Source organism: Psychrobacter piscatorii, assembly GCF_001444505.1.
GTDB classification, from domain to species: Bacteria; Pseudomonadota; Gammaproteobacteria; order Pseudomonadales; family Moraxellaceae; genus Psychrobacter; species Psychrobacter piscatorii_B.
The window spans coordinates 1-23,313 of record NZ_LNDJ01000072.1; the positions used below are offsets into that span (position 1 = coordinate 1).

Below are 23,313 nucleotides of genomic sequence, written 5' to 3' on the forward strand. Positions count from 1 at the left end.
TTGTGTTAAGAATGGGGTATTTACAAACTGACTATATATCCAAATGAGCCATTTATTTAATTCACCTTATATTGACTAATGCGCTTCACAAGTCCGAAAATAGTATGAAATCGTGATCGGTGCGCTATACAGAAATCGAACTCTAAGCTGTATACTCAATATTTAGAGTGCTTTCAATAACTGTCTATTAACTTGTAGCGCACCTCAATATTTTTGAGAGCTCAGCAACTGATTTGAGAGAGTTGTACTATAAATAATAATGTCTATAAGACTAAATTACGATAATTTTTGTCTTCTAAACCATCTCGGCAGTTGTACATTGGTCGAATTTGTTAGCCCATTTAATAAAGCAACGAGCAAAATCAAAAAAACGCCTATATATTGAATACCTGATAACATTTGATGCAGGAGCAACACTGCCAAAAATATTGCGGTCAAAGGTTCAAAGATAGTAAATACTGACGCGCGTGTGGCTGGTAGTTTTTCTAATGCTTTCATATATAATGCAAAAGGTGCAATCGTACCTACCAAAGATAAGCCCAGTACATATATCCAGCTAATAACGGGAAGCTGTATCAGCTTATAATAAGTTGTATACGTGGTAGGAATGAACAATAATACAATGCCACTGAACAAAATTGACGTAAAAAAGACAAGTGGTGCAGAGTGTTTATGATGCATGGCGCGTTTACCAAGCACACCATATAAAGAGTAACAAACGCCAGAAAGCAGCCCAACGGCAACACCCAAATTCCCTTCAGTAGTGCCACCCATCGTAGTCATACCAACGCCAATCACTGCTACAATTGCTAACAATGCAGCTTTATAAGTAATTCGCTCATCTAATAATAGGTGCGAGAATATCAAGCTAAAGACTGGCGCCGTATAGAGTAATGCGACTGCTGTGCCTGCTCCCACATGAAGCACTGCAAATAAGTAGCAAACCGTCATACCCAGTACGCCAATTAGGGATTGTAGACCAAGCCCAAACCATTGACCGAGTGTTAGCCTACTTAATGGTTTCCAGATCTTAGGCAACATCGTTATAGCAATAATAGCTGCCGTTATGATACGCAATATCGTAATTTGCCAACTACTAAAACCTAGTTGACTAAGATAAGTCGAAAATATACCAAGTGTGCCCCAACATATGGCCGCCATGACAATTTGTATGGTGCCAATCCATGGCTTGACATCAACCGCTATAGGTCTGGTTTTCAATACTTCCACGACTAGTCACCTCTATTATTGAACATAAAATGTTCGTAATATCATTGAGTAAATATAAAAATGGTACAAAATAACTGAGTGTTAATCAGCATTAGCTTATCTATACAACTCATACTTGCCAGCCTTACTGAATACGTAAACCGCTGAATTTATGACTATCAGTCAATAAACTCAGCGGTTAGTTTAGGCTCTGTTAAGTATTCATAAATATAAGTATCTATATCTAAGCGCTGACAGATTCTTCTGATATGGCTTTGACTCTATTAGGAACCAATACACTAACGACCACGTAAGTGATGGCTGATGCAGCTGATCCGATAAGAGGTCCCTCTACCCAGCCGACAATACCTGTTGTTAAGAGATAACTACTGCAAACAGCACCGACGATAATAGAGGCAATAGCAGCCATCGTTGAGCCTTTATAAAAGATAGTCACCAAAAGTACACCAGATAGAGCTGCCATTAAAGTACCGCTAGAGAATATGCCTAGATAGCTAAGCATCGCTTCAGGTAAGAAGAAAGTAGAAATGAAGGCGATAGCAGCCACAATAGCGACCCACAATCTATTCAGTTTCAATAGTTCAGCCTCAGTGCGAGATTTATTGTCAAATATAGCCAAACGCAAATCATGTGAGGCAGCAGTTGATAAGGTATGCAAGATAGAGTTTGCCGTAGACTTCATAGCAAAAAGAATAAACAAAGTGATCACACTACCCACCACACTTGGAATAGCATTGGCTAAATACCAAGGCATTGCTTCATCGGGATTGATCAGACCTGGGTTTTTGATACGAACATATAAACCAACGATAGGCACCAAACTCAAAACACACCCTAGAATGGCCGTATAAAAGCCTGTTTTGGCAATACTAATATTAGATTTCATCGCCAAAAAACGTACTGACATATAAGGCAATGCAGTACTAAAAATAAGCGCATAGACAAATACTAGAAAAACAGAAGCTTTGGCATTACCATATGGGTTAGAACTCTCTGGATTGACAAGGTTTGGATCTATCGCATTCAGCTGCGTCATCATATCTGCTAAAGGAATGTCAGTGAACACCTGAACCACTATATAAATGGCAGCAGCGGCCATCCCAATCACCATAAAAGTATCAGTCCAAGCAACAGCGAGCAATCCGCCTGCCATGGTATAAATAGTAATAATCACCAATAAAAGCGCAGAAGCCAGAAGAGGTGAAATGCCGAGCCAGCTACTACCCAACATACCAAGCGCTCTAATCTGAGCCGTCAAAAATACGGTCAAAAATATAATCATGCCCAAAGACGTGATAATACGCAAAGTGCGAGCAGATATTGAATTTCGATCATTACAGTGCAAGTTGACAATAAATTCAGGAATGGTACTACTACCCATCTTCATGGCTCTATTACGCAAATAGACCGCAAAGAATAATACGGCGACGACCATGGCTGGTGCAAAAAAGAAATTACCTAAAAGCTCAATCGTCCCATATTGGTATGCGGCACCAGGTGAACCCATAAAGCCCCAACCACTAAACCCAGTCGCCACGACAGTACCTGCTATAACAAAAGGCCCTAATGAGCGACCGGCTACTAAAAAACCACTTTCCTCATCTGCTGACATGACTTTTGACGCTTTACTAGCCAATACAATGAGAAGTGCAATTGCTGCTAACAATATCATCCAATTAATAAACATGTCGATTCCTCGTATCGTTTACTACATTACTTGTTATGACGCTCTACGAAGAAATAACTCACTGCCAGTAATAGCGTCAGTACATTAATGGTCAAAAACCAAAATAACGTCCAGCTGTTAAGAAACAGGTCCATAATGTTATTTCCTTAATAAGTAAAATATGAAAATAATTGCATTGTGCGAGGCGCATCATCATCTCTGTTGGCGGGCTTAAAATAAGAAACTTATTCATGGTAGCCCACTCAATATAGACAGTATTGATTGATGACACTCCCCTACATTAACGACCGATAATATTATGCTCAGGGCCGTACTTAAAGCCTGTGATATTATCAGCGCCCGTCTCATTGATGACTAAAATGTCATGCTCTCGATAACCGCCAGCACCCGGCATGCCCTCTGGAATCATAATCATCGGCTCCATAGAGATGACCATACCTGGCTCAAGCACTGTTTCAATATCTTCACGTAGCTCAAGTCCTGCCTCGCGTCCATAATAATGGCTGAGCACACCAAAAGAATGTCCATAACCAAAGCTGCGTTTTTCTAATAAGTCGTATTTTGCATAAATTTTATTCAGCTCATGTGCGATATCGCAGCAGCGCACGCCAGGTTTTATAAGCTCAAGACCTGCTTCATGCACTTCACAATTTATCTGCCAGTAGCGTAGTGAATCTGCATCACATTTATCCAAGAACAATGTGCGTTCAAGCGCGGTATAGTAGCCTGCTATCATAGAAAAACAGTTAAGACTCAATATATCACCCGACTGGACACGGCGATTGGTTACTGGATTGTGGGCACCATCGGTATTGATACCTGATTGAAACCAAGTCCATGTATCCATGAGTTCCACTTGACCAAACTGCTCCCCAATAGCCTTCACCATCGCTTGTGTAGATGCCAAGGCAACTTCGTATTCGGGCACGCCATCATAAACAGCCTGTACCAATGCCGCCCCACCAATATCACAGACCTGAGCGCCCTTTGTTATTAGCGCTATCTCTTCAGCGGACTTAACCATTCTCATGGTCATACATGCTAGGCTAATATCAACAAACTCTACATTGGGTAAAATAGCTTTGAGCTTAGCAAAGCGATCCATCGGCAAATGATCAAACTCAATACCGACGCGACCGTGATGAGGAATTTGTTGAGCAATGGCTTTGAAATAGTTATCACGCTGCCAATCAGTGTAAACAATATTATTGTCGCCCACAGTACGCCGCCAAGGCTGTCCACCATCGATATTGGCAGAGATTGACACGACTTCTTTTGAAGTAACGACTAGTCCATAAGGTCGCCCAAAAGAGCAATATATAAAGTCAGAGTAGTAATTGATGTTATGTATCGAGGTGAAAAGCGCCGCCACAATGCCATGATTATCTAAATACTCACGAAGTTTCTCATGACGATTTGCATATTCTTGATGACTAAAAGTCGGTTGCACTTTCTGGCCGTTTTTAATTTCGATTAGACTTGGGAGATGCAGATTATCTAATGAGCCATCTAAAGAGGTTAGGTTTAATGAATTCATCGATTTTCGAGAAAAATCTGTAGAAGATAACGTGCTAGTAAGGTCTTTTAGTGCTGACATGGAACGTCTCCAAAGTAGGTAATAATTAACTGAGAACACGTTCGATAATAGAGGTAAAATTAATAAGGTATTTTTTCATAAGCGACATTTTATGTTTATAATCGGACATATAGAAAAACAACTTAACATTAGCCAGAATTTTAGGTATGTTCTGAAGGCGATAAAAAATGACTCAGATAACGGAAAAGATGATAGACAAGCCTAGGCGTATTGGGTTTCTACTGATTAATGGCTTTACCATGCTCGCGTTCAGCAACATCATTGAGCCACTTCGAATGGCGAATTATGTGAGCGAGCAACTCTTATACTCGTGGGTGGTGGCAGGGTTCGATGACAATAAAACCAGTAGTAGTAACGGTATTAAGTTAAGTCATACTGCACCACTCGACTACTTATTAACCTGCGACTTGGTATTTGTATGCGGAGGACACCAAACAGATTACTTGGAATCTAGTAAGCTCATTACCTTAATTCAGCGATTGGCAGTACGGGATATTGCACTTGGCGGCTTATGTACAGGAGCGCTAGCATTGGCTGCTGCGGGCTTACTTGAGCAGCAAGCAGCCTCATTGCATTGGGAGAACATCAGCGTAGCCCAAGAAAGCTATCCAGGTGTTATTTTTAATGACCAAATATTTACAATAGCACCGCAGCTATATTCTTGTTCAGGTGGAGCTTGCGCATTGGATATGACTTTACATATCATCAATAAGCATCATGGTCATCATATCGTTTCCAAGATACAAGACATGTTTATTATCACCTCTATACGTGAGCCTACTTACGTACAGCATATGCCCAAGCCAAAAATACTGAGCAGTAGCTATACCAATGTAATAGATGCTATTGCATTGATGAAAACCAATCTTGAAGAGCCTTTAAGCGTTAAGGATATTGCCCATCATCTTGGATTATCAAGTAGACAATTACAGCGCATATTTAACAAAAATTTTAGTTGTTCACCGCAACAGTATTACGTGCGATTGCGCCTTGAACACGCCAAATATATTCTTAAACATACTACGCTGCCTATTAGCCAAATCGTACTAGCAAGCGGCTTTATCGATAACAGTGCATTCTCTAGCGCCTTCAAAAAAAACTATGGCATGACACCAAGCCATTACAGGCAAGAGAATCAGCTGATATAACCTATTTTTTATTGACGCAGTAACTAGGATGGCTTAACGGTATTCTTTGACTACCCTAAAGACATCAGAAAATCACTTTATGATTCTGTTTGACGACTGTATTAGTAAGCCTTTAATCTAAACGGCAGTTACATAGAATCTAGGATAAAACCTCCAAATTAAAAAAGCCATAAAAGTCATTGCTCCTATGGCTTTACTATTTTTCATATATTGAAACTTAAACTTAGCTTTGACCCCTGCCGTCAAATCCGTACAGTTAAACTTGGGAGATTTTAGTTACGCAGCCTGACGATAATAATCAAACCACACCTGTCTTGGCGTTTTATAGCCCAAACCCTTTTGAATCCTCGTTTGGTTGTAGTACAGCTCAATATAGCCAATGATATCGCTGATGGCTTCGAACCTTGTTTTATAGTCTTCGTGATACACCAACTCATTCTTTAATACGCCCCAGAAACTTTCTATCGGAGCGTTGTCGAAACAATTGCCTTTGCCACTCATAGATCCTGTAAACTGATGCTGTTTAATGATCTTGTGGTAGGCATGGCTACAGTACTGACTGCCTCTGTCAGAATGAACGATTAGCCCTTTAGTAGGTCGTTTATTCTTAATCGCTATGTTGAGTGCACGGCATACTAAATCTGCGGTCATACGCTTGTTAATAGCGTAACCGACAAGCTCTTTGGTGTATAAGTCTTTAACACCTGCTAAGTATAGCCAACCCTCATCTGTCCAAATATAAGTGATGTCACTGACCCAAGCCTCATTAGGGCGATTGGCATTAAATTTCTGTTCTAGACGGTTTGGATAGATAAGCTTGTTATGGTTTGAGTTGGTGGTGACTTTAAAGCGCTTGTGACGACGGCATTTAATGCCGCACTCTTCTTTAATGCGTCTAACCATATATTTACTTATGGCATATCCTTGCCCTGTAAGGTAAGCATGCAATCGCTCATAGCCATAGCGCTGCTTAGTCTCATCATGAGCCACGCGAACTAGCAACTCACACTGATTGCGATGAATCTGCTGATTACTGACACCACGATTGATCCAGTTGTAATAGCTTGATGGCTTAACATCTAATACGTGACACATGCAGGTGATGCTAAATATTTTCTGGTTATCCTTGATAAAGACGTACTTGACTAGCTGTCACTGCGGACATAGCCTTTCGCCTTGCGTCACTAAAACAGTCTCCCAGACTGTTTCTTAACGTTCCTCATTGGCGAAGTACGCCGTCGCCTCATTCGAGCATAGCTCTCATCTTGCCTCGGGGCGAAGCAGTGCTTCGCTTTATCCCTCCTCATTTAATATCTCTCGTTCCTCTTCGGCAACTTTAAGCTGGCGTTTGAGCTGCTTTATTTCTTGAAGAGCACTTATAAGATCAGGATCATATTGCTCTGTGCCGATAAGCTTGCCTTGATTGGCTTTGTTATGCCAATTTGAGATCGTTTGCATGGCGATGCCAAGCTGCTTTGCGGTCGCTGAAATATTGCCGTTGTTGTCTGCTATCTTTTTAACAGCTTCGGCTTTAAATTCGTCACTGTAGGTTCTTACTTTCTTGGTCATGGTAAACTCCGGTTAATACGCTTAGTTTACCAAGTTTAGTTGTACGGTTTATTCAGCATAGCTCAATTTAACCCTTTGAACCTATTAATAGACTACTTAAAACAGACTGGTATAATGGAACCACTTATACCAGTCTGCTGAACTAACTCTTAATGTATCCAAAGTCATCGTACCTTGCATCATACTCTTTTTATTACATCGTCTACTTTTTACATGCGTTTTAGTATTTTGTAGTAGTCATTACCCTGTTTAAGTGTTTGCGATGACATACTATAAAAGTGCTAAGCACTATTATCGCTTGGCACTAGTATGCTTCTATCCTACGTGACAACCTCCAAATTACTGACTAAATCATGACTGCTAACAACGTTTTGAACGTCAATAAAGGTACTTTTGCCTAACGCACCAAGGTTGTAGTTTGCAAACTCATGATATAAATTAACCACATCACCCATAATCAATAGCGCAGGTGTTGGTAATTTTGCCTCAGCTTGCTGCTCCGCGATATTACCAAGCGTACCGATAAGAAGCTGCTGCGTTGGCAAACTGGCATGACTAATCACAACAAAAGGTGTATTACTGTCGCGCCCTGCGGCAATTAGCCCTTGGGTCATCTCATCTAGTCGATTCAACCCCATATAAAAGACAACCGTCTGCGTACTGTCTAAGAGTTCATCGTAGTCATTATTAGGTGCGCCCAACTTTTTGCAAGCGGTCACAAATTTTACGGCTTGCGCATGATCACGGTGTGTCAAGGGAATACCTGCTCTACTTGCGGCCGCACTAGCAGCAGTGATACCAGGAATAGATTCAAAATGAATACCATGACGCACCACTTCTTGCAGCTCCTCTCCGCCGCGTCCAAATATAAAGGGGTCGCCACCTTTGAGCCTAACGACCGTTTTGCCTGCTAGCGCGTGTTTGACCAGTAGCTCATTGATACCTTCTTGTGGTAGTGCGTGATTGGCACGGCGCTTACCGACAAATATCTTCTCTGCCGTCAGCGCACACATATCTAAAATATCCTCTGAAACTAAACTATCATAGAGCACGACATCTGCTTTTTGCATTACTCGTAATGCTTTTAACGTGAGTAGCTCAGGATCGCCAGAACCTGCACCAACCAAATGTACCGTGCCCGTTTTCACATTTTTTTCTATACCTGATGGCTCATCGCTCACTCTAATATGACAATTTATATTGGGTAAATTCTGTGAAGTTAATGCGGTAATGAAGGTAGATGAATCAGTCATGGTAATAACTCCTAATAACACTGTTAATAACGCGCAACTCTGCACCTAACAATGGCATACCTAAGAAAAGAAGAGCATATAAAATACGGTGCAAGCCCTATGCCATATTAACGATCAAACTTTGCAACAAGCACTACTTAAGACGCATACCTATCGATCAAGGCATTAATTTGACTCACACATGAACCGCAGTTAGTCCCTGCTCGGCATGCCTTTCCAACCGCGTGGGCACTCGTACACTGCTGCTTGGTAATTGTTTCGATAATAATATTCTCTCCAACAGCCATACATGAACATACTAATGCACCTGGATCAACATACCCTGTCGCTGGACGACCTGCCAGCAACCACTTATAGCGTTGATTCTCTGGTATCGCATCAGTACTAGCAAAGCAGTTGTTAAGCCAATGAATACTGGGCAGCTGCGCCACCTGCGGTGCAAAACAAACGCTTAGTAGTAGCTTACAGCGTGGTATGTCAGACTTTGACGCACTAATCGATGCCCGATCTATCGCTTTATTATTTGCTTCTACCTGCGTCGAGACGAAGCGAAGCTGCTTTGCTTGCTTGCTGCAAGTAAAGGCACTATTGATCGATTTATCGGTGAGAGATGCTTGATAGGCATTGATAAAATTTTGCCAGTACTCAGGGTCAAGCAGTTTACTGACGACTTTGTCTATAGGACTGGCTAAAGTAATCAAGACGCTATTGGTTTGACGACTTAAACTCCATGTCAATGCGGGTAATGAGTTTGATCTTTCAGAAGCTGCATTTGTATCAGAAGAAGATATCAGCACTCCTTGATCCTCAGACTCTTTCTCAAAATCCAATAAAGTCTCACGCAGATGCACTATCATGGTGTCTTGTAGATCAGGATGCACCAAAATCTTGCCATAAGTTTTCATCGGCACAGGCATCACGCTGATTGCGGAATTTTTCAATTCAGGTTGTCCTGAATGCGGATCAACGACCGTTGGAATAAGCGTGCCTACGCGCGCAAAACGAGCAAAGGCGTTGCTCCAATGCATCGGCATAAAGGCATCGCCAGCGCTCATACTGTCGCTGATGGCAACTTGTGCGAGCACCTGACTGTCTGTAGTTGTATTGCTGGCAACCATGCGCTGCGGCTGGCTCTGTATTGATAAGTTTGGCTCATAGTTTTTCTCGTAGCTTTTATCATAGCAAGGACGTAGCTGTACATAATCGCCTTGGTCAACACCGAGCTGCTTGGCATCATTTGGATGCACGGTGAGCGTTGGTACAGATTCGTGTTGGTTGAGCTGCGGTGCAAGTCCTGTGCGCGTCATCGTGTGCCATTGATCGCGAAGCCTACCTGTAATAAGCCGTAGATTTACTGCCCCTGAGCTATCCTTATGTAATATATGACTGCTGTTATTTTTTCTACTATCAGCGCTTTTCGAGCTCAATCGTTGCGGATGGCTATTGGGTAAGCTGGCGTGACTGGGAGGCGTAATGGCAATGAAACGTGTTTTTATTGGTACGATACGTGCGCCGCCCCACTGAAATGGCGTCATGACATCGTATGTGTCATGGTTGAAAGAAAATACGTCTTTATCTTGCTGCTCAAGATGGTCTGGCTTTACCTCTATCGATGCTATCGACCTTAGCGAAAGATCTTTTGCCAAATTAAGATAGCGCGGTTGATTACTATCTGACAGAGCTTGGCTGGCATCATTTCCATAAGCAGTTAGGGCGATATGTTCATTAAATATCTCACTAGGATGGTGGTAATCAAAACCTGCTAGTCCCATACGTTTAGCGACTTGCGACAGTATCCACCAGTCAGGCTTCGCTTGCCCAAGCGCGGGCATTAAAGTCCGTTGGCGAGAGATGCGGCGCTCCGAATTGGTCACTGTACCTGATTTCTCCCCCCAACCCTGAGCAGGCAAAACAATATCTGCACACTTAACCGTATCGCTGTCTACGGAGCAGTCAGATACTATCACCAAATCACAGGTAGCCAATGCTTGGCGAAACTTATCGGCTTCAGGCAAGCTAACGACAGGGTTGGTCGCCATAATCCAAATGGCTTTTATACGACCATCTAGTATGGCATCAGCGGCATCGCAAGCTTTTACCCCAACCTCTGCAGCAATTGGCTGCGGTGCTTGCCAAAATTCAGCCACCAATTGACGATGCTGCTCATTATCTAAATCTAAATGCGCTGCAAGTAGGTTGGATAATGCGCCAACTTCGCGCCCTCCCATCGCATTTGGCTGACCGGTGAGTGAAAACGGACTTGCACCTACTCGACCCACTCGCCCAGTATACAAGTGAGTATTGATAATAGCATTAACCTTGTCGGTACCACTCGCAGACTGGTTGACGCCCATACTAAATGCTGTGATTGTTTTATCGTTTGCAGCGACCAGCTCATAAAACTCCCGTACAAGTTCCTCACTGATACCGCATGCCGTCGCCACTTTATCAATCGTCCATGTTTTTGCGGCCTCTAAGGCGGGCGTGACACCCTGACACTGCTTAAGATAGTCCTTATCACCACAGCCTTCTTGCTCAAGATAATGCAGCAGTCCGTTATATAAGTGGGTATCCGTGCCGACAGTGATGGGCACATGTAAATCGGCAAATTCACAAGAATCAGTACGACGCGGATCAATCACGATTAGTTTTGGGGCTGTAGTAGATAAGGATTAAATATCACACCATTTTCTCAGGATTTTCAGCTGATTAGATGGTGAGCCATAGTTAAATCTAAACTCGCACTCTTTTAAAAATAAATGGAAGTTCTTCTTATCGATTCCATTATACTTTCTGAGTGTTCGTTTAGACTGATTCCAGAAGTTCTCAATGCCATTGATGTGATTGTTTTTACCGCAAGTGAACTCTTTAGAGTGATTGACTCTGAAATGTTTAAACTCGCTCACATCTAATGCATTGTAACTTCGATAGCTATCCGTATAAACAAAGCTGTCAGGCTTGATTTTACGCTTGATAACAGGCATTAGCGTGGTCTTCTTGGTGTCTGCTACGACAATGGTATACACCTTACCGTTTCGTTTTAGAATCCCAAATACAGCGGTTTTACCAGCAGCCCCGCGACCTCTTTTGCCTTTGCGTACACCGCCAAAGTAACTTTCATCTAATTCGACCTCACCATCAAAAAGCTCATCAGCTTCTAATGAGAGATGGTAATCTATCACAAGTCTTATTTTATGATAAAAAAGTGCAGCAGTATTAGGCTGAATATCAAGCAAATCTGCGGCTGTTCTAGCAGTCACTTCAGCTATGAAAAACTCTAACAGCCTTCGCTGTACTTTTTTACTTAGTTTACAACGGCTTATCTTCATAAAAGTAGTCTAGCATAGTGCTTATCTACTACAGCCCCTTAGTTTTTTATTAGGATCACGCTTTTTGGCGGCTAAAAACCGTCCGAATAAGATAGGATGACACCACGCCATATTGGAGCCCACCAATACCAATAAATCACAAGACTCTAAATCTTCATAATTACTAGGTACTAAGTCTGCACCAAAAGCACGCTTATGCCCTGCAACTGCTGAGGACATACAAAGACGCGAATTGGAATCGATATTATTATTACCAATGAAGCCTTTAATAAACTTATTGGCAACGTAGTAATCCTCTGTAAGCAGCTGCCCTGACACATAAAACATTACGCTGTCACGCCCGTGTGTCGCGATAGTGTTATTCAAACGACTGGCAATATCATCCAATACTACCTCCCACTCGACAGGCTGCTTATCTGTTGGTTGTCCTTTTGCAATTGATCGCTGTTTGTCTTGATAATAAGGCTGAGTCAACCTGCGCTCAGTGCCCAATGTTTGTGCCAATGCACTGCCTTTTGAGCAGAGTTTACCGAAGTTTGCTGGATGATCAGGATCGCCTGTCACGCTGACGACACCTGCCTCATCGATGTTTGCTAGTACGCCGCAGCCTACGCCGCAGTAAGGACAAGTGGTACGAATAGGACTGATCAAATCCTCAGTGTAAGTTGTAATGCGAGAGGACGGTACGACACTGAGGGCTTGATCGTCATTTAAGATGGTGCTGCTCATGATGCCTCTCCTATTAGGTGTGCGTCACTTGGCACGGCAGATTCGGGCTCAGCTGCTTCTATTTTCTCTACATCGCAATAGGCTTCGCCAAAGATAAGGTCTTCTTTTATCGAGGATATGTCACTGCCATCAGTGATCAGCTGACTATAAAACCCGCTTTCACTCACATCACCGTACAGTACCGTGCCAATAAGTTTGCTTTCTTTAATATAGAGACAAAGATAATGATTGAAGCTCGTTTGCTGATAGACCACGCGCTCTATCTGCATCATTTCACTATCATCAAAAGCAATCTGACCTGCTGAAAAAGCCGCGATGCCAGATACTTTTAATTTTAAAGATAAAGGCTTACTGATAAAGGGACACCAGTTATTTTCAGATTCGTGTGGTCGCGAGTCACTATTGGCTGTCTTACGACTTGAGATACGTGGCGCTTTTAAGACAGACACCAAAGTATCGACCTGTTGATTGACAGGAGCCACCATCCCGAATAGCTCCCCGTCCAGCTCGACACATTCACCGATCGCATAGACATGAGAACAGCTCGTATGCATAAAGTTATCTACAAGGATACCTCGGTTAACCTCAAGACCGCTTTGCTGGGCCAGTGTCGTATTGGGGATGACACCAACGGCCATGACAATAAAGTCTGCTGGCAGTGTGCGGCCATCCTTTAACAACAGACCATTAACCTCGTGTTGATCATTGACCGTAATACATTCTGTGTTGGCTAACACCTCCAGCTTGACACTTCGACTTAAGAGCTCTGCTTGTAGCAGATGAGCGGCGGGCATATCAAGCTGTCGGTTGAGAACATGACTATCAACATGAACCACTGTCATATCTGCCCCTTGAGACGCCAAAGCACAAGCGGCTTCCAGACCCAGCACCCCGCCACCAATGACAAGACCCTTTTTTGCTTGGCGCGCGTACTCCGTCAATACCTGCACATCAGCAATCTCTCGAAATACATGAACCCCCTTAGCATCATGATTGGCAAAAGGGATGACGCGAGCTTGTGAGCCAGTAGCCAAAACCAGCTCGGTATAATCCAGGGTTTGTCCATCACTCAATTTGACACGCCGCTTATTGGTTTCGATTGCATCTACCGACGTGCCAGCCAATACCGTGATACCCAATTGCTCATATTCTGCTAGCTCGTATAAATATGTCTCTTCAAAAACTGACTCTCCCGAAAGTACTGGTGACAGCATGATACGGTTGTAGCCCACTTGCGGTTCTTTGCTAATCAGCGTGATGGGTAAATGAGCTGCGCCTTTTTCTTGGCTGCTTTGCTGCTGGGCACGTGCCAGCTCAATGGCAAAACGACTGCCTGCCATCCCAGCGCCTATAATAACGATGCCCGCAGTAGTCTGACGTCTAGAAGAAGAAGCATTGGTAGAGAAAGCAGTATGGGTTGGTTCTGGTGAATCAAGTGACATAGGAAAATCATTCCTTAGCCGCAACACGCAGCGTTGAGTAAAATGGCTTGTCGTACTATTTACGTTTAACAAGGTTCTATGAAAAATAAATCAGCAACGATATGATAATGACAAATTGAATAAAGCAAATGCTGTGCCAAACCAATAAGGGATGACGTATGATCAGCGGTTCAGGGTCTCTGGTATTGTTACTATTATCGGGATTAAAGTCTTGTAAGAACTCGCCAATCGCTTGATACCTTGCCTGCGTACTAGAGTGTAGTGCACGCATCAACGCTTGCTGGCTGGTAGCGGGCACTCGGTTTTGACGCAGGCGCTCGGCAGGTACGATCAGTGAGGCGGATGGGTTCATCAACTCTTGCGAGCTAAATGGTAGCTCACCTGTAAGTAACTCATAACCAATCACGGCAATGGAAAACAAATCAGAATGCACGCCTTTCGGGGCATCGGTGTAATATTCTGGTGCAGCGTAGTGCAAATCGCCATTAGGAGGACGCGTACTGTCTTTTAGTATGGAGGAGCTAGCAGAGCCAAAGTCGATTAACTTGACCGCACCTGATTGAGTTAATAATATATTTTCAGGCTTGATATCTTGATGCAGTAGGTAGTTTCGATGCATCACACGGACTGCCATGCCGATCTTAGTGAGTAAATCGTAAGTTTGCCAAATATCACAAGGGGCTTGACGATCCATAAAAACTCGTAGGCTCTCCCCTTCGATATATTCCGTTAAATGATATAAATAAGTGCTACTGGCAGGCACTGGGTAGTAGCGCAAAAGCCCCGACGCATTAGACGCATTGAAAGTAGCATTCAGTTTTTTAGAGACATCACTGGTTAAAAGCGGATCATGGGAGGATACGCTATTGGGGTTCACTTGATTGTAAGCGGGCTCACCAATACGTTTGTGCTTGGACAGGCTCAAACCGATTTTACGTTCCTTTAAAAACTCACGTAGATAATGCCCATCAGCAATGACATTGAGACTTGGCGATTTCAAAACAAATGCATGCTGGTCGTTATCCTCTACTAAATACACCTCACTGCGAGCCGTACGCGCGATGATTTTTTTGACCACAAAATTATCAATCTGCGCCCCTACTGCCAAGCCCGTTGGTAAGCGATAGTGATTGATATCCTGAGCGTGACTACTGTCGCTATCCACACCCTGATCAAGCGCAATGCCGTTATCTGTTTCTCGGTGCGTTTTACTCTTTATGATTTCATCGTTCATACCGAGCATGATTACACTGAGATTATCGTGGCTACCCTCGCTAAAGGCGTGCTCACATAAACGCTGGCTCATCTGAAGATGGTCGATGATTTGATTGGGACATGCCACTGATTGGTGCATGGCCTGTACCGCAGCACACAGCTCAAACTGTAACTCTGCTGGCGTAATTGACTCATAAACCCCATCGGTCATGAGCGCCAAACACTCGTTTTGGTGCAAAGTGAACACAGATTGTTGCAGCTCCACTCGTGTGTCAGCACCGATAGCAGCAGACAGTGCTCCTTTATCCCGTCCGTGGTGGATATGATGGTCTTTGGTCAATAGCACCATACTGTCGATACCGATACGATAGATACGAGAATCGCCCGTATGAAACAGATGAATACGGTCGCCTATGCATAGCAATCCTGATAAAGTCGATAATAAAGCTGGCAGGCGCTCATACGCTTGCGGGAAATAAAGCGCATCATTGGCTTGGTGCACCGCCTCCTTAATCACGATGGCAACTTGATCGTCATCAAAGCGGTGTAGTGGATTTGGCGATTGCTCTTGAGATTCGTTTGATATCTCATTTGCTTGCACCCTATCTGTCTGTACCATCTCTGCAAGTTTTGAGGTGATATGGTGTGTCACCGTGTTTATCACTGACTGACTGGCTTGTTTGGGAAACTGGCAAGCACTGACCCCATCAGCCATTAGCACCAATAAAGGCGCTGTAAAAGAGGGATAAGCCCCATGAAACGCTGACGATGATAACGATGGAAACCCATAAGGTAGGCAGGTCGTTATAAGTAGGCTATCTTGATTATCAGCTTTGCGTCCTGCCATCGTACAAAAATCAGGCAGCCACAATGCAACGTCCGCATCATGGCTGCTTACTTGATTTGTTTGTTTAGGCGCTTGTTTGACGCTCTCATGCATAGTTTAGCTCACTTGTATTTGAGCAAAGCTGCCATCTGGCATCTCTTCAATGATGACGCCTTCAGGCTCTTTTAATAAAAATAGCGCAAAGAAGCCAACCACAGCCGTTGCAGCAATCACAAAGAAGAATACCTGATACGATACCAGACTTAGTACAGTTAGATAGACCACTGACCCGACGTTACCGTAAGCACCCGTCATTCCTGCGAACTGACCTGTCATACTACGTTTAATCAAAGGAATCACAGCAAACACTGCTCCCTCACCCGCCTGTACAAAGAAAGAGCAGAACATAGTAATCAATAGCGCAAGCGCGATCGGCCATGAAGAGTCAACGATACCCATCAACAGATAACCAACAGCCAAACCTGCGGTGAGAATCAAAAGTGTGATTTTGCGACCGAATTTATCACTCAACCAGCCGCCGCCAGGACGCGACATCAGATTCATAAAGGCGTAGCTTGATGCCAAGACACCTGCCATGACAATCGATAAGTTAAAAGTCTCTTGATAAAAAAGCGGCAACATAGACACCACGGCCAACTCTGAGCCAAAAGTCGCAAAGTATAAAATATTCAAAATACCGACTTGCTTAAAGTCATATCGGTGAGCTTTTGGCACAGGTGTGGTAAATACTTCCTTATTAAAACGATAACTACTGATAAATTCATAAACATATAACACCACCAACGCAATATAGACAATGTTGACACTTGCCTGATTCAGCAAACTCACACCAGCTGGTGATAATTTCCACGCTAATAAGGCCAATGCCAAATACATTGGCAGTTTAAATACCATCATGAGCCAGAAGTCACCTGATGAAGTCACCATCATGGCACCCGATTTTTTAGGTTTGAAATACGTAGCACCCTTAGGGGTATCACGTACCATCTTATAAAAAATCACGCTATAGAGCATCATAACCACCCCTGAGGTAGCCGTTGCATAACGCCAACCTTCCTCACCGCCAAAGACGGCAGCGGCCGCAATAGCGACTGTCGGTAGTAGCAGTGCCGCGGCGGCAGAGCCGAAATTTCCCCAGCCCCCATAGATACCTTCAGCTGTACCCAGCTCATTGGCAGGGAACCAGTCACTCATGAGACGGATGCCAACCACAAACCCTGCACCAACAAAACCCAATAAAAAGCGTGATAGGGCTAGCGTATTGTAGTCTTGTGCAAAAGCGAAGGTGAAACAGGGAATTGCACCAATGGCTAAAATTGCAGTGTAAACAAGCCGAGGACCAAAGCGATCGGTCAACATGCCAATGATGACCCGAGCTGGGATAGTCAAGGCAACATTTAATATCAATAAAGTTTTTACCTGGTCTTTGGTGAGGTTCAAACTCTCCCCAATCGCAGATAAGAATGGCGCATGGTTAAACCACACGAAAAAGGTGAAAAAAAACGCCATCCACCCAAGATGGAGAATTTTGTTTTTACCGCTAAAAGAAAAGATATTCAGCTTGTTTTTATTTGGCACATCAGGTTTCGATGAAGGCATAGACGATTTCCTCAAATGGCTAACATTAAAGTTATAAAAACACGTTATGAGTCAGAAACTTATCAGTTGCGACCATTAAGAGAGTGCAATGGATGTGCCAGCTGCAAATATAAAATTGACATAGATATAAAACATCATCTTTTTTAATAGGGCTATGCTTTGTACCAGATAGCTCTAAAGGCATCCCAATTAAATAGTATTGCTTAGATAAAACTGAGTTACCTCTCGATTAAGTAAAGTAAGCGATGCACCTTTAAAGTAACAATCAAAACCAATTTGGTGCATTTTTGCAACTATTTTGGTGCATAGAATATAAATAATAGTTGCTAAAAAGATTATGTTAAGCAATTACTTACCATAGAAAATAGTATCGCCAAAAGTACTGGCATGACCTTATAAACTGGTAAGGCTACATATTTTTTAACTATATAAGGGTTCGATAATTGAATGTCATTAATTGTGTTTGGCACGATTATTGAGGGCTTAATCGTTATAGGCATCTAAGTATTAACGACTATCTATCATTGAACCATCTAAAAATTAACTTGCGACTTTTGGATGGGACATTAGATGAAAGTATTTAAGCAAACCCATTACTGAGGATAGGCATATGAGTAGCACTATAGTAAGTACGATGAATAAAGCTAAATTACTGGTGATTGGTAACGGTATGGTGGGACATCACTTTATCGAGCGAGCCATAGAAAAAGGCTTACACGATCAGTTTGAGATTCACGTATTTGCTGAAGAGGATCGCCCAGCTTATGACCGGGTGTATCTATCGAGCTATTTTGAACATAAAGATGTGAGTAAACTAAACTTAGTGGACTTGAGCAGGTATGAGGATGCGCAGATTCAGTTGCATCTCAATCAGCGAATCACAAACATCGATGCCGCCAATCAATGTATCAGCACGGAAGACGGTACCCAGATAGACTATGCTGAATTGGTATTAGCAACAGGCTCCTATCCGTTTGTGCCGCCAATTCCAGGGCGCGAGCATCCGCACTGTCATGTCTATCGTACGATTAAAGATTTGGATGATATTCTCAGTACTGCTGAGCAGCCAAAAGTCAAAAAAGGTGTCGTGGTCGGCGGTGGCCTGCTTGGCCTTGAGGCAGCCAAAGCCCTAGTCACACTAGGATTAGAGACTTACGTAGTCGAGTTTGCGCCTCAGCTGATGGGCGTACAGCTCGATGCTGCTGGCGGTGATATTTTAAAGCGTAAAATTGAAGGCCTTGGCGTCAAAGTACTAACAGGTAAAAATACTAAGGCCATTATCGACAATACCCTATCGAATGAAGCATCGTGTCATTTAACCATGCAGTTCGCTGATGATACCTCATTAGATACCGACATGATCGTCTTTAGTGCGGGTATTCGTCCGCAAGATGGCATTATCAAAAGCAACCCTGAATGCGGTATTGAAATCGGAACCCGTGGCGGTATTCTGATTGATGAAGCCTGCCGTACCAATGCCCCGAATGTATATGCCATTGGAGAATGCGCCGTATGGGACGACACCGTTTTTGGCTTGGTCGCACCAGGCTATAGCATGGCCAGTATTTGCGCCGCACAAATCGCAGGCGATCATGCTCAGACCTTTACAGGCGCTGACATGAGCACCAAGCTCAAATTGATGGGCGTCGATGTGGGCAGTATCGGCGATGCGCACGGTGCAACAGAAAACAGTTTGAGCTATTTATACCAAAACCCTGCTGAGGGTATCTATAAAAAACTGGTAACCACAGCGGATAATAAGCGGCTACTGGGCGCTGTATTGGTAGGTGACACTGAGGATTACAACAATCTCTTGCAGCTATTTCTAAACGATATTGACCTGCCTACCCATCCTGAAAGCCTGATCCTACCCAACGTAGAAAAACCCACCATGGGTATCGAGAACCTGCCCGATAGCGCCACGATTTGCTCTTGTTACAACGTCACCAAAGGTGCTATTTGTGTCGCCGTTGAAGACGGTGCCTATACCATGGCAGAGGTAAAATCATGTACCAGTGCCGGTACAGGCTGTGGTGGCTGTGCGCCCATGGTGAAAGACACATTAGGTTATCAACTAACCGCGCTTGGTTTTGAAGTCAATAATGATCTGTGTGAGCATTTTGCTTACTCGCGTCAGGAGTTGTATAGTTTGATTCGGGTACAAGACATTAAGACATTTGATGCGCTATTAGATGAGCACGGTAGTGGTCATGGCTGCGAGATTTGCAAACCAACCGTTGCCTCTATTTTGGCGTCATGCTGGAATGATTATGTACTCAAACCCGAACTCACGCCACTGCAAGACAGCAACGATTACTATCTAGGCAATATTCAAAAAGACGGCACTTATTCGGTCGTGCCGCGCGTACCTGGCGGTGAAATCACTGCAGATAAACTCATCATACTCGGACAAGTCGCCAAAGAGTTCAATCTGTATACCAAAATCACTGGCGGTCAGCGCGTCGACTTATTTGGCGCACGTTTAGACCAACTGCCCGATATTTGGACACAACTGGTAGATGCTGGGTTTGAGACAGGGCATGCTTATGGTAAATCTCTGCGTACAGTGAAATCCTGCGTGGGTAACAATTGGTGTCGCTACGGTGTCGATGACAGTGTGGGTTTAGCACTTAGACTAGAAGACCGCTACAAAGGAGTACGCTCACCACATAAAATAAAAATGGGCGTATCTGGATGTACTCGTGAGTGCGCTGAAGCGCAAAGCAAAGATTTTGGGATTATTGCTACTGAAAACGGCTGGAACCTCTTTGTCTGCGGTAATGGTGGCATGACCCCGCGTCATGGCGAGCTATTTGCAACGGATCTTGATACGGATACAGTTGTCAAATATATAGACCGTATTATCATGTTTTATATCAAGACCGCAGATAAGCTTCAACGTACCTCTAAATGGCGCGAGAGCCTTGAAGGTGGACTTGAGTATCTACAGGCCGTTATTATTGAGGACAGTTTAGGTATCGCTGAGGAGCTAGAGTCACAGATGCAACTACTCATCGACAACTATGTTTGTGAATGGAAAGCCACCATTACTGATAGTGAAAAGCTCAAACGTTTCCGTCATTTTGTTAATAGTGAACAAGGCGATGACAATGTGGTATTCGTCACTGAGCGAGAGCAGATTCGCCCTGCAACCGACATGGAAAAGACGCAAATAAAAGTGACCGAATTAGCGTAATCTTAACGTGTCGGCGTCTATTAATATTAGACGCTAAATAATATTTTTTGTTGTTGGACTCATTTATATTTTACTATTAAGGATCTTCTGATGACTCAGCTCACTGTGTGCAAAATCAATGATATTATTCCCGAGACAGGTGTCTGTGCGCTCGTAAACGGAAAACAAGTGGCTATTTTTTGCACGAAGCAGACACAGTTATTTGCGCTTGATAATTATGATCCGTTCAGTCAAGCCAACGTCTTGTCTAGAGGTCTGATTGGCGGCACGACTATTACCAACGAGGATGGCTCTGCTGAAAATGTGCTATATGTCGCCTCACCTATTTATAAGCAGCGCTTTAATCTTGTCACAGGTCAATGCTTAGATGATGAAAACATTATACTCGACACGTATAAAGTCGAGCTTGAGGGGAGCGATGTCATCGTAAAATATAACTAGGTATTTGTGTGTCTAGCACATACTACCTTCTAGACTATTTAAGCAGCCTTTGGCTTTAAGAGTCGAAGGCCGTTTTATTCTTCATCAAACCTTTTGTCATTCCCTAATAAATTAATGAGACTGATATCTGCTAGGAAGTTATCGATATTAAATAAGATTAGAAAAGCTGTTTGTGATCATTCATAAATCAACATTAAAATGATAGGTGGTGTATCAAAAAGTATGCTGATTAAGATCTGAACAATTCTTGAAGCCTTGAAAGCCCTATAGAATCAGAGAACTTAGCATAGATTTCTTATTGACTTTTATCGCCAGCATACTTTTTAGAACACCACCAAATGATAATGCACATTTATCACATAGGAGTAAGACATCTTGCTTTATTTTCTACAACCAATAACTGCACAGTAGATGTATAACAAAGTCTAAGCGCTTTTATCATCTTGAGCAATCAGCTTGGGCTCTATGTTGGTCTCCTGTACATACAAAGAAGATCTTGTAGATGCAACCCTCTTATAAAGTTAAGACTTCCTTATCGTATCGAATATTTTAGACCTTCATAATGGAACTACTCATATTAGGTCACTGAATGGGTTGTCTCTATTACCGCTTATTTGTATACTTTATTGCTGCCATAGCAGACTTGAACAATATAGTTTTGATCATAAAACCAACTCATAACTCGTACTGCGCCCTGATGCTACAGATTTTTGCATCATATCCTTCTCTATTAAATCATTAATATCTCTTAGTGCCGTGTCTATAGAACACTTAGTCATGGTCGCCCATTTTTTAGTGGTGAGTTTGCCATAAAAATCAGTCAGCAAAATATTTAACATCTTCACTTGCCTATCATTTAAAGCATGCTGTCGATGCGTCTGCCAAAAGCCTGCCTTATTGATAATTTTATCCGTGGTTTCTTGAGCTATAATGAGGGATTGCTCTAGCGTTTGCAAAAACCACACCAGCCAATCCGTGATATCTTTATCACCTTTTTGCGTACGTTCTAGTATTTTGTAATAGTCGTTGCGCTGTTTGAGAATTTGCGCTGACATACTATAAAAGCGTTGGGCACTGTTATCGCTTTTTGCCAGCATTCGTTCTGTGAGTGCTCGTGTTAGTCGTCCGTTTCCATCATCAAATGGATGCAGAGTCACAAACCATAAATGAGCAACACCTGCTTTTATGACCAAATCTATATCGTCTTGCTTATTTGACGAAGTATTAAACCATAATAAAAATTTGTCTAGCTCATCTGGCAACCTATCTGCACTGGGGGCAACAAAATGAACCTGCTCACGACCATACCCACCAGACACTACTTGCATTGGTCCTTTACTATCATCACGGATACTGCCTGCTTGAATACGATAAAGCCCACTATATCCATTTGGAAATAATGCTCGATGCCATCCGAGTAGATCATCTAATAATAATGGTTGTTGATAACGATAGGTGGCACTTAGCATCATCTCTACCACTGCATCGATCTCACGAGTAGTGGTTGGCATACTGGCATTATCCAACCCTAAATGCCGCGCAACTGAAGAACGAACCTGCTCATCATTTAGCGTCTCACCTTCTATCTCAGAAGTTTTGATAATCTCTAAGGTCACCGCATCTAATTGTGCCTCAACATTCAGATCGAACCCTAGTGTTAGCAGCTTTCCTAATAAATGTCCTTGTAATATCCGCACACGACTGACGAGTGGCAATAGCTTCTTGTCCGACCATTGCCATTCAGTCCAATTTGAGTGCTCATGAATATAAGTAGTATGCTTCATACGTTCCCCAGAGATATGCAGAGATTAGAACAGCAATCTCCTTATATTATGCAGAGAATAAGCAGTAGAAACAATACGTAGAAATTCAAAAACGACAATAGCAGACGTAATAAGAATAGATTCTCAACGAACAAACATAGTTTTTTTGTTCTGAGAAGGGCTTGAGTAGAGGTAAAAACACTATAAAAATACAGTGCCCAAATACGAGTTAGATTTTCTTGCATTATAACTTACATTGTGATTATTC

Annotated in this window: 12 protein-coding genes and 3 pseudogenes; 3 read left to right on the forward strand and 12 right to left on the reverse strand. The window is 42.9% G+C overall.

The features are described 5' to 3' along the window. Positions 1-276: 276 nt before the first annotated feature. The 3 genes from AS194_RS07505 to AS194_RS07515 all read right to left on the reverse strand — a co-directional run bounded on the left by AS194_RS07505 (position 277) and on the right by AS194_RS07515 (position 4,454). Complete coding sequence (locus AS194_RS07505; RefSeq protein WP_227511605.1) at positions 277-1,230, reverse strand: DMT family transporter; 954 nt, start codon at positions 1,228-1,230, stop codon at positions 277-279. Positions 1,231-1,453: 223 nt separating this feature from the next. Then, a complete protein-coding gene (locus AS194_RS07510) occupies positions 1,454-2,917 on the reverse strand; it encodes a sodium:solute symporter family protein (RefSeq protein WP_058024893.1) in 1,464 nt (487 codons plus the stop codon). Positions 2,918-3,197: 280 nt separating this feature from the next. Further along, positions 3,198-4,454: a M24 family metallopeptidase gene (locus AS194_RS07515; RefSeq protein ID WP_178379308.1), complete on the reverse strand. Its 1,257-nt coding sequence runs from the start codon at positions 4,452-4,454 to the stop codon at positions 3,198-3,200. Positions 4,455-4,681: 227 nt separating this feature from the next. Here AS194_RS07515 and AS194_RS07520 point away from each other — a divergent pair, with 227 nt between their 5' ends. Continuing rightward, a complete protein-coding gene (locus tag AS194_RS07520; protein WP_058024894.1) occupies positions 4,682-5,662 on the forward strand; it encodes a GlxA family transcriptional regulator in 981 nt (326 codons plus the stop codon). A gap of 276 nt (positions 5,663-5,938) precedes the next feature. Here AS194_RS07520 and AS194_RS07525 read toward each other — a convergent pair. The 8 genes and pseudogenes from AS194_RS07525 to AS194_RS07565 all read right to left on the reverse strand — a co-directional run bounded on the left by AS194_RS07525 (position 5,939) and on the right by AS194_RS07565 (position 17,645). Beyond that, positions 5,939-7,231, reverse strand: a pseudogene (locus AS194_RS07525) (IS3 family transposase). Positions 7,232-7,551: 320 nt separating this feature from the next. Beyond that, on the reverse strand, positions 7,552-8,484 hold the full coding sequence (gene cobA / locus AS194_RS07535) for a uroporphyrinogen-III C-methyltransferase (protein ID WP_058024897.1): 933 nt from the start codon (positions 8,482-8,484) through the stop codon (positions 7,552-7,554). Positions 8,485-8,621: 137 nt separating this feature from the next. Beyond that, positions 8,622-11,135, reverse strand: a pseudogene (locus AS194_RS07540) (molybdopterin-dependent oxidoreductase); the annotation flags it as partial. Positions 11,136-11,156: 21 nt separating this feature from the next. Beyond that, positions 11,157-11,813, reverse strand: coding sequence for an IS1595 family transposase (locus AS194_RS07545; protein ID WP_058024899.1), 657 nt, complete (start codon positions 11,811-11,813; stop codon positions 11,157-11,159). Positions 11,814-11,852: 39 nt separating this feature from the next. Beyond that, positions 11,853-12,542, reverse strand: a pseudogene (locus AS194_RS07550) (molybdopterin-dependent oxidoreductase); the annotation flags it as partial. Next, positions 12,539-13,984 (reverse strand): NAD(P)/FAD-dependent oxidoreductase, encoded by a 1,446-nt coding sequence (locus tag AS194_RS07555; RefSeq protein ID WP_083499635.1) that lies wholly within the window; start codon positions 13,982-13,984, stop codon positions 12,539-12,541. The gene AS194_RS07555 and the pseudogene AS194_RS07550, both read right to left, overlap by 4 nt. A 76-nt stretch (positions 13,985-14,060) precedes the next feature. Then, entirely contained in the window at positions 14,061-16,139 is a 2,079-nt protein-coding gene (locus tag AS194_RS07560) for a bifunctional protein-serine/threonine kinase/phosphatase (protein WP_058024901.1), read from the reverse strand. Between the two features lie 3 nt (positions 16,140-16,142). Next, the gene (locus tag AS194_RS07565) at positions 16,143-17,645 is read right to left on the reverse strand and encodes a NarK family nitrate/nitrite MFS transporter (RefSeq protein WP_058024902.1); all 1,503 of its coding nucleotides are present in this window, start codon (positions 17,643-17,645) and stop codon (positions 16,143-16,145) included. Between the two features lie 610 nt (positions 17,646-18,255). Between AS194_RS07565 and nirB the strand changes: the two genes are divergently transcribed. Continuing rightward, positions 18,256-20,841, forward strand: coding sequence for a nitrite reductase large subunit NirB (gene nirB, locus AS194_RS07570; RefSeq protein ID WP_058024903.1), 2,586 nt, complete (start codon positions 18,256-18,258; stop codon positions 20,839-20,841). A 90-nt stretch (positions 20,842-20,931) separates the two neighbouring features. After that, positions 20,932-21,282 carry a nitrite reductase small subunit NirD gene (gene nirD / locus AS194_RS07575; protein ID WP_058024904.1) on the forward strand — a complete coding sequence of 117 codons (351 nt, stop codon included), beginning with the start codon at positions 20,932-20,934 and terminating at the stop codon, positions 21,280-21,282. A 662-nt stretch (positions 21,283-21,944) separates the two neighbouring features. Here the strand turns inward: nirD and AS194_RS07580 are convergent. Continuing rightward, positions 21,945-23,066 carry a Fic family protein gene (locus AS194_RS07580; RefSeq protein WP_058024905.1) on the reverse strand — a complete coding sequence of 374 codons (1,122 nt, stop codon included), beginning with the start codon at positions 23,064-23,066 and terminating at the stop codon, positions 21,945-21,947. Positions 23,067-23,313 lie beyond the last annotated feature (247 nt).

Excerpts from the sequence above, each read along its gene's own strand:
- AS194_RS07580 (WP_058024905.1), bottom strand. The coding sequence starts at position 23,066 with ATGAAGCATACTACTTATATTCATGAGCACTCAAATTGGACTGAATGG.
- AS194_RS07520 (WP_058024894.1), top strand. The coding sequence starts at position 4,682 with ATGACTCAGATAACGGAAAAGATGATAGACAAGCCTAGGCGTATTGGG.
- cobA (WP_058024897.1), bottom strand. The coding sequence starts at position 8,484 with ATGACTGATTCATCTACCTTCATTACCGCATTAACTTCACAGAATTTA.
- AS194_RS07510 (WP_058024893.1), bottom strand. The coding sequence starts at position 2,917 with ATGTTTATTAATTGGATGATATTGTTAGCAGCAATTGCACTTCTCATT.
- AS194_RS07565 (WP_058024902.1), bottom strand. The coding sequence starts at position 17,645 with ATGCCTTCATCGAAACCTGATGTGCCAAATAAAAACAAGCTGAATATC.
- AS194_RS07555 (WP_083499635.1), bottom strand. The coding sequence starts at position 13,984 with ATGTCACTTGATTCACCAGAACCAACCCATACTGCTTTCTCTACCAAT.
- AS194_RS07545 (WP_058024899.1), bottom strand. The coding sequence starts at position 11,813 with ATGAAGATAAGCCGTTGTAAACTAAGTAAAAAAGTACAGCGAAGGCTG.
- nirB (WP_058024903.1), top strand. The coding sequence starts at position 18,256 with ATGAGTAGCACTATAGTAAGTACGATGAATAAAGCTAAATTACTGGTG.
- nirD (WP_058024904.1), top strand. The coding sequence starts at position 20,932 with ATGACTCAGCTCACTGTGTGCAAAATCAATGATATTATTCCCGAGACA.
- AS194_RS07560 (WP_058024901.1), bottom strand. The coding sequence starts at position 16,139 with ATGCATGAGAGCGTCAAACAAGCGCCTAAACAAACAAATCAAGTAAGC.
- AS194_RS07515 (WP_178379308.1), bottom strand. The coding sequence starts at position 4,454 with ATGAATTCATTAAACCTAACCTCTTTAGATGGCTCATTAGATAATCTG.